12 protein-coding genes and 1 pseudogene are annotated in these 6535 nt (G+C 40.4%); 9 read left to right on the top strand and 4 right to left on the bottom strand.

Annotation, left to right across the window (positions count from 1 at the left end):
* Positions 1-655: 655 nt before the first annotated feature.
* Entirely contained in the window at positions 656-1516 is an 861-nt protein-coding gene (locus A3735_RS18420) for a PhzF family phenazine biosynthesis protein (RefSeq protein ID WP_369808642.1), read from the top strand.
* A 69-nt stretch (positions 1517-1585) separates the two neighbouring features.
* Here A3735_RS18420 and A3735_RS18415 read toward each other — a convergent pair whose 3' ends face one another.
* From A3735_RS18415 to A3735_RS18400, 4 genes are all read right to left on the bottom strand, one after another.
* Positions 1586-1903, bottom strand: coding sequence for a CcdB family protein (locus A3735_RS18415; RefSeq protein ID WP_068516653.1), 318 nt, complete (start codon positions 1901-1903; stop codon positions 1586-1588).
* Complete coding sequence (locus tag A3735_RS18410) at positions 1903-2148, bottom strand: type II toxin-antitoxin system CcdA family antitoxin (protein WP_068516651.1); 246 nt, start codon at positions 2146-2148, stop codon at positions 1903-1905. The genes A3735_RS18415 and A3735_RS18410 overlap by 1 nt, the downstream gene beginning before the upstream one ends.
* A 159-nt stretch (positions 2149-2307) precedes the next feature.
* Positions 2308-2577 (bottom strand): Txe/YoeB family addiction module toxin, encoded by a 270-nt coding sequence (locus tag A3735_RS18405; protein ID WP_068516648.1) that lies wholly within the window; start codon positions 2575-2577, stop codon positions 2308-2310.
* Positions 2558-2830 carry a type II toxin-antitoxin system Phd/YefM family antitoxin gene (locus A3735_RS18400; RefSeq protein ID WP_068516643.1) on the bottom strand — a complete coding sequence of 91 codons (273 nt, stop codon included), beginning with the start codon at positions 2828-2830 and terminating at the stop codon, positions 2558-2560. Before A3735_RS18400 ends, A3735_RS18405 begins: the two co-directional genes overlap by 20 nt.
* 184 nt (positions 2831-3014) lie before the next feature.
* Here A3735_RS18400 and A3735_RS18395 point away from each other — a divergent pair, with 184 nt between their 5' ends.
* From A3735_RS18395 to A3735_RS18360, 8 genes and pseudogenes are all read left to right on the top strand, one after another.
* On the top strand, positions 3015-3272 hold the full coding sequence (locus A3735_RS18395; protein ID WP_068507610.1) for a type II toxin-antitoxin system Phd/YefM family antitoxin: 258 nt from the start codon (positions 3015-3017) through the stop codon (positions 3270-3272).
* The gene (locus tag A3735_RS18390; protein WP_068507613.1) at positions 3260-3571 is read left to right on the top strand and encodes a type II toxin-antitoxin system RelE/ParE family toxin; all 312 of its coding nucleotides are present in this window, start codon (positions 3260-3262) and stop codon (positions 3569-3571) included. The genes A3735_RS18395 and A3735_RS18390 overlap by 13 nt, the downstream gene beginning before the upstream one ends.
* A gap of 77 nt (positions 3572-3648) precedes the next feature.
* A complete protein-coding gene (locus tag A3735_RS18385; RefSeq protein WP_068516639.1) occupies positions 3649-4035 on the top strand; it encodes a VOC family protein in 387 nt (128 codons plus the stop codon).
* 90 nt (positions 4036-4125) lie between these two features.
* On the top strand, positions 4126-4689 hold the full coding sequence (locus A3735_RS18380) for a hypothetical protein (RefSeq protein WP_068516636.1): 564 nt from the start codon (positions 4126-4128) through the stop codon (positions 4687-4689).
* Between the two features lie 145 nt (positions 4690-4834).
* Positions 4835-5063, top strand: a pseudogene (locus A3735_RS18375) (Txe/YoeB family addiction module toxin); the annotation flags it as partial.
* 92 nt (positions 5064-5155) lie between these two features.
* Complete coding sequence (locus tag A3735_RS18370) at positions 5156-5566, top strand: DUF4345 domain-containing protein (RefSeq protein WP_068516633.1); 411 nt, start codon at positions 5156-5158, stop codon at positions 5564-5566.
* Positions 5567-5584: 18 nt separating this feature from the next.
* Positions 5585-6043: a hypothetical protein gene (locus A3735_RS18365; protein ID WP_068516631.1), complete on the top strand. Its 459-nt coding sequence runs from the start codon at positions 5585-5587 to the stop codon at positions 6041-6043.
* Between the two features lie 96 nt (positions 6044-6139).
* On the top strand, positions 6140-6352 hold the full coding sequence (locus A3735_RS18360; protein ID WP_068516628.1) for a hypothetical protein: 213 nt from the start codon (positions 6140-6142) through the stop codon (positions 6350-6352).
* Positions 6353-6535: the final 183 nt, after the last annotated feature.

The following is a 6535-nucleotide window of genomic DNA, read 5'->3' as shown; positions in this document are numbered from 1 at the left end:
GCCTCGTTGATCTTCGCAATATGCGACTTCGGTGAACTCCTTATGGGTGTCCAATCCGACAAAAATTATGGTATTGTTTTTCATGGTGCTGGCCTCCGCTTATATGGTATGACACATATATTATGGCTCTGGCTTTGCTAACCCACGATAGGAGGTCAGCACTCTTTTGGGACGTGGGGAGTCATTATGTCTATGTACATACAAGGAAAAGTAGTTAGTCACAATGTTCGAGCTTATTTTTACATTCTTTCAACCTTATGTGGCTTTGTTAGCAATATTTCTAACATTCCCATTCATATTACAATTCTTAAATTCAAAGTACTTAAAGGGTCGATTCAAGCGTTTTGGTATCGTATTATTCTCAACTCTCTTGGTGTTTTCGTATTGGTTGTTAAATATTGCGTTTTTCTCAGAAAGTGATGTGGCAGCTTTGTTACCAAAACCTGAAAATGTTCAAATTGGTCCAGAACATCAAACAACAATAGATACTGTCCATACAGGTTCACAGGTCACTACTTTTGCGCTTGGGTCTGTATTTAGCATTTTTTACTTAGTATTTGTATATTTAACTTGGTTGGTATTCTCACTATTATCGAGGCCTTTCCGTGACAACAGTACATAACCAAGCAATCAAAGATCGCCCACGAAAGGGCCCGTGGGCTGGACTCGCTTTGCTGCGCGCCGCTCGCCCTTTATTGCGGCGTTAGGTTTTTATCACACAGTATCGGATATGAAAATAAAACAATACCAAGTTGATGCCTTTGCAACCCGTGCATTCGAGGGAAACCCGGCGGCAGTATGTCCATTGGATAACTGGCTGAAAGATGAATTGCTTCAAGCCATCGCAGAAGAAAACAATTTATCTGAAACAGCATTTTTCGTGCCCACAGAAACTGGGTTTAATTTAAGATGGTTTAGTCCTGTTAAGGGGGTTGATTTATGTGGGCATGCCACATTGGCAACGGCTCATGTCATCTTTGAAATTCTTGGTCATACTGAACCAACGATTATCTTTGAGACGCGTAGCGGCAACCTTTGCGTGGAAAAGGATGGCAATCAACTAAAAATGGATTTTCCGGCGCTAGCACTAACTCCTTGTGAGGTTTCCGAAACTTTGGTTAAAGCCATTGGTGTGTGCCCCATTGAGGTATTGGTCGCGGATGATTACGTAGCTGTGTTTGATAATGAGGCAATCGTTCGAGCCATCACACCAACCCACTCTTTGCTTAGCCAACTCGATTTTCGCGGTGTAATCGTTACCGCACCGGGCTCCGATGTGGATTTTGTCAGTAGATTCTTTGCTCCTAAAATTGGCATCCCCGAAGATCCCGTTACTGGTGCAGCGCATTGCAAACTTGCGCCGTACTGGGCTGGTAAACTTGGGAAAAGCACTTTAAGCGCCAAGCAAGTCTCTAAGCGTGGTGGCAGCCTTACATGCGAAGTCAAAGCCGACCGAGTCATACTGTACGGAAGTACCGTAACGTTTATGGAGGCAGAGATTGCATTCGAAACCTAACAATGCCGTAAACTCGGAGGCATTTTTCGTTCGCGCTGCTCACTACAAATGCGCCGGTTACGGCTGGCGTTAAATGCCAGTAATCAACATATCTATCGCATCAATGATTTGGTAGCGATAATGTTCTAGAGAGTCTACTTCGGATTTCAGAAGCGTTTTAGGCACAGTTGTCATTTGGTTGGTAACGAGGACGAAATCCTCTCCTTCAATTCTAACTGTAGGACATAGCTTCTGAGCTACTTTTTCGTTAACTTTTTTCGAAGGGGTTAACGGGATAACTAGTCTTGAATTCAAGTCATTTAGTAAGTTGTTTTGCACATCAACAAAATAGGGGTATGTTTTTTTACTGCTTTTGTCTTTGTTCAAATAAAGCGTAAATTGGCTCATTAAAAGCTCCTGAATGAGTCAGAAAATAAACCATTCTCTTCACTCAACTTGTTCAGCTCGTCAATAGCATCTTTATTTTCTTTAAGCCATTGTTCGCGTTGTGCTTTTTTTACTTGAACAATCAAGGCTTGTTCAAGTGTCGCTGATAAGTTTATTTTCAAACTTTTAGCTTGATTTAAAAGGTCACTGTTTACTGTTAGGTTAGTAGCTTTCTTAGGCGCTTGCTGGTCAAAACTTGGTCGCATGGTATTTGCTCCTAATGCGCATTGTTTATATGTATTGTTATGCTATTCCATATCCAAGCATTTAACAAGCGGCTCCACCGGACAAATTTTAGTGTCACCATTTTTGTTCCAAAAATGCCGCCAATAAAATTTGCTCGGTGAGCCGGGCGTTAAGGCCTATTAGTGTTGGCCGTAGTGCCCACCAATAGCAAAAATGTAAATATACTCATCGTCGTATTTATAAATTAACCGGTCTTTCTGGCTTAGACGTCTCGACCAAAGTCCCGATAAATTATGCTTAAGTTGTTCTGGTTTTCCCGTTCCTTCGGCAGGGTTACCACGCAGCATTTCCTTAAGTTGTCGGCACAGTACCTTATATAGCTTTTTATCGTTTTCTCTTAAGGTTTCATATTCTTGCCATGTATTTCCCTCAAAGACCAGTGATCTCACTCATCTCCTCCTTGCTTGGCTTATAACCTTCATTGTCAGTATGTGTTTTTACCGAGTCAGCGATTTGCTTCATCAAGTTAGTATTCTGCAAAACATATAAGGTTTCTTGCTCTCTTTCCCAGTCGTCAGCACTCATCACAACAAAATCGTCACCGGCTCGCCTAGTTACCTTTAAGGGCTCATGGTTCCCAACTATCTGTTCTACAAAGCCTTTCAAGTTGTCTCTAAATTTATTAACACTTACACTATCCATAATAATCACCAATTAAATGTACGGAATTACCGTACAATATAAATTAAAAGCCTTAACAAGGCAATCAAAGAACGCCCACAAAGGGCCGTGGGCTGGACTCGTTTCACTCGCCTCTGCATAAGGCGTTAGTTTTTTTTGATTTCGAGTGATACTATAGTGATACATTTTAATATAAGGTGTCACTATGAGAACTGAAGTCGTTACTACATTAAAGAGACAAGCAACGAAACTGCTTGCAGATCTGCATGAGTCAAAAGAACCTATTCTTATAACTGAACATGGCCAGCCATCAGCCTATTTGGTTGATGTGGCTGATTATGAGTTGATGGTAGATCGGATGAAAATCCTGGAAGGTATCGCGAAAGGCGAACAGGCAATCCGTGAAGGTCGAACAATGGACATGTCGCAAGCTAAAGAGAAGATGAGTAAATGGCTCAAATAATCTGGACTGAGCCAGCATTAATTAATCTGAACGATATTGCAGATTATATTGAAGTTAGTAATCCGTACGCTGCGAGGCAGCTAGTAGAAAACGTTTTCAGCAAGGTGCAGAGGCTCGAACAATTCCCTGACTCAGGCAGAGTACCTGAAGAAATTTCGACTCTAAATTATAGAGAAGTTGTAGTAAATCCTTGTCGTGTTTTCTACAAAGTAGATAGCGACTCAGCCTATATCCTTCACGTATTGAGGCAAGAAAGAGATTTACGAAAGTTTTTACTATCTTCCGAAAATAGAAGCTAACCAAGCGTTCAACCGGTCTCGCCTTCGGGTTCAAGCCGCACCTAAAGGCGTTACATGTAAAAAATACAGGGTGTATTGTGCAAGTAGATAGAATTGATCACTTAGTTTTAACCGTCAAAGATATTGAGGAGAGTGTAAGTTTCTACCAATCAGTATTGGGCATGGAAAAAGTTATATTCGGTGAGTCCCGAGTTGCGTTGTCATTTGGCAATCAGAAAATAAACCTCCATCAACTGGGCAGTGAATTCGAACCTAAAGCGAATAATGTTAAATCAGGTAATGCTGATTTATGTTTTATTATTACCACCCCGATAGGTAGTGCTATCGAGCATTTAAACAGTTGTGACGTTACAGTGATCGAGGGGCCAGTAAGCCGTACAGGTGCAAAAGGTAAAGTTGAGTCAGTATATTTTAGAGATCCTGACGGCAACCTTATCGAGGTATCAAACTATCAAAACGTGTAACAAGGCCATCTTGCATCGCCCAGCCAAAAAACGGCTGGGCCGGACCTCACTTCGTTCGGCCACAAATGTAGGCGTTAGGAATATGAAACAATGAAATCGGTATCTACGGGTTTAAAAAAGATTCTTATTTTTACAGGAAGCACTGTAGCCTTATCAATTGGATATTATATATACGCCCTTAGCCTTTACCCGCCAGTTGAAGAGCGTGAAACATTTTTAGCTGAAATAGGTGAAGGGTTAGGAGAGATTGGTTTATGGCTACTCGTATTCATTTACGCCAGAACTCTAATCAAATTGTTTTTTGGAAAAGGGGCTATCGCTAAAAGGCTCTTACCAGAATACAGTATAGAGCTTGACCCGCCGCTTATAGATAGTTTGATCAATCTATTAAATAGAACGCATGTATATTTCGGTATCGGTGCGGTGGCTATAATACTTCTGCACATCGCTTTAATGGGTTTACCAATGCATATTCTTTTTTTCCCTGCGGTACTCGCACTAGTAATCTGGCAAGGGCTATTCGGTATTTTTATCAGCTGGCGATACTCTCCAAGAGAGTTGAAAAAATTGTCCTATCTTGTACATGCACAACTATTCACAGGTGTTATGATAGGTGTGTTCTCTTATTTTGGGCATCTGTTAATTGACGATTAAAATGCCTAACCAGTGCATTTACTCTAGAGTCCTGCAAATGCCGCTCATCTAAGTAAATCAATCCAGCAATATCGTGCAGGCAAAACAGAGGAGCATGGATTGCTCGATGATTGAAATATTAGCATCGACTACGGAGGCGTAGTCAGATTATGTTTACTGGCAAGGCCAAGACAAGAAAACACTTAAACGTATCAACAAGCTCATACCCGATACTCAACGTCATCATTTTGATGGGTATACGTAAACCTGAGCCTCTTAAAGAAAGCCTAGCTGATTTCTGGTCTCGCCGCATAGATGACAGTAATCGGTTGGTATATGTTGTTGACGATAATAAACTTATAATTATATCTTACCGTTACCACTATGAAAAATAATTTAACGAAGCATTCAGCAGGACTAGCCTCCCGCTCGCCCGGTTAACGGGGCGTTAGGCAAAAAATAGACTTCAACATCGAGGTATAATTGAATGGAATCAACACTAAAATACATCTTGTATGCACTAGCTTTAGTCGTCGCAATAACTGGGTTAAATGTCTTATTTGGTGGTGCTTCCGCAATTCCGGGTTCAACCGGAGGTGCAGAAGCAACAGTGGATAACGAATTAAGATTTTTCTCTGTTTTCTGGTTAGCTTATGGGGCCTTTTGCTTTTGGGTCGCTCAAAATATTCAGGCTCAATATAAGTTCATTCCATCTATTGCTTTGGTATTTTTTATTGGTGGGCTTGGCCGTTTAATTTCAATATTGTCCGTAGGACCTCCAGCTAGTGTTCTAATTCCGGCGATGATTTTAGAGTTTGTTATCCCAATAGCTATCTATGGTATTTACTGGAAAAAATATATTAAAAACATAACCAAGCAATCTTGTGGAACTCCGTGAGCTTTAATAAGGAAATTCATGCCAAAATTCGAAATGGAAATATCGTTGCCAGTTTGCCCCGAAAATTTATCGGCAGACCTATTGGTCATGTCGGGGGTTAATTACGAGTTATCTCCCATATTAAAAATGTCGGCCCCTCAACAATGGCCGGCAAAACCAATATCTGAGTGGCCAGTAAATGACGATATATTTTCGAGCATAATCTTATTATTTGGGTTCATCCCGGTTGATTTACACCGATTTAAATTTAGATCGGTCAATAGCATGGGTTTTATCGAATCATCAAAAACTATGCTCAATAATGTGTGGTCACATGAGCAAACTATTTCAGCTGATGGTTCAGGGGCAAAAATAAGAGATGTCGTTTATTTCAAAAGTAAATTAGGCTTTTTAGGTTATTTATTTAAACCAGTATTTCAATCAATATTTGCTCATCGTCATAAACGGTTAAAATCAAAGTATGCAAAAAGCAGCTAACAAGGCCTCATAGGGGCATCGTTAAGTTTCCTAAGAGGGGGTTTTCAACTAAGCTAGTAACTGGAATTTTTCTACACTGATGATCAAGGGGCAGATATGAAGTTGTCAGTAAATCAGTTCTTATTGTTCATAATTGCTTTACTTTGTGTACAGTTGGCGTGGGCAAATGAAGCAATAGACATTGTCACAGATCCATGGCCTCCATTTGCCTATGAAGAAGATAATAAAGTGGTGGGAACCGACGTAGAAGTTGCGTTATCAGTATTTCAGAAGCTTGGCGTAACAGCTAATATTCGATTATTGCCATGAAAACGCTGCTTGGGTTTAGTTAAAAACAAAAAAGCTGACGCAATACTAGCCGCTTCTATAACTGAAGAAAGAAAGGAATTCCTACACTTTCCTAGTGAGCCAGTGTCTAAAGGCGTTACTGTATTTTTTAAGAAAGCAACAAACTCTATTTCTTCTATTGACTTAAATAACCCTAAAAACCTG

Source organism: Oleiphilus sp. HI0061 (genome assembly GCF_001635675.1).
The sequence above is the reverse complement of the archived record's forward strand: the minus strand, read 5'-3'. Positions and strand labels throughout refer to the sequence as shown.

Excerpts from the sequence above, each read along its gene's own strand:
- A3735_RS18360 (WP_068516628.1), top strand. The coding sequence starts at position 6,140 with ATGAAGTTGTCAGTAAATCAGTTCTTATTGTTCATAATTGCTTTACTT.
- A3735_RS18370 (WP_068516633.1), top strand. The coding sequence starts at position 5,156 with ATGGAATCAACACTAAAATACATCTTGTATGCACTAGCTTTAGTCGTC.
- A3735_RS18380 (WP_068516636.1), top strand. The coding sequence starts at position 4,126 with ATGAAATCGGTATCTACGGGTTTAAAAAAGATTCTTATTTTTACAGGA.
- A3735_RS18365 (WP_068516631.1), top strand. The coding sequence starts at position 5,585 with ATGCCAAAATTCGAAATGGAAATATCGTTGCCAGTTTGCCCCGAAAAT.
- A3735_RS18410 (WP_068516651.1), bottom strand. The coding sequence starts at position 2,148 with ATGCGACCAAGTTTTGACCAGCAAGCGCCTAAGAAAGCTACTAACCTA.
- A3735_RS18390 (WP_068507613.1), top strand. The coding sequence starts at position 3,260 with ATGGCTCAAATAATCTGGACTGAGCCAGCATTAATTAATCTGAACGAT.
- A3735_RS18400 (WP_068516643.1), bottom strand. The coding sequence starts at position 2,830 with ATGGATAGTGTAAGTGTTAATAAATTTAGAGACAACTTGAAAGGCTTT.
- A3735_RS18395 (WP_068507610.1), top strand. The coding sequence starts at position 3,015 with ATGAGAACTGAAGTCGTTACTACATTAAAGAGACAAGCAACGAAACTG.
- A3735_RS18415 (WP_068516653.1), bottom strand. The coding sequence starts at position 1,903 with ATGAGCCAATTTACGCTTTATTTGAACAAAGACAAAAGCAGTAAAAAA.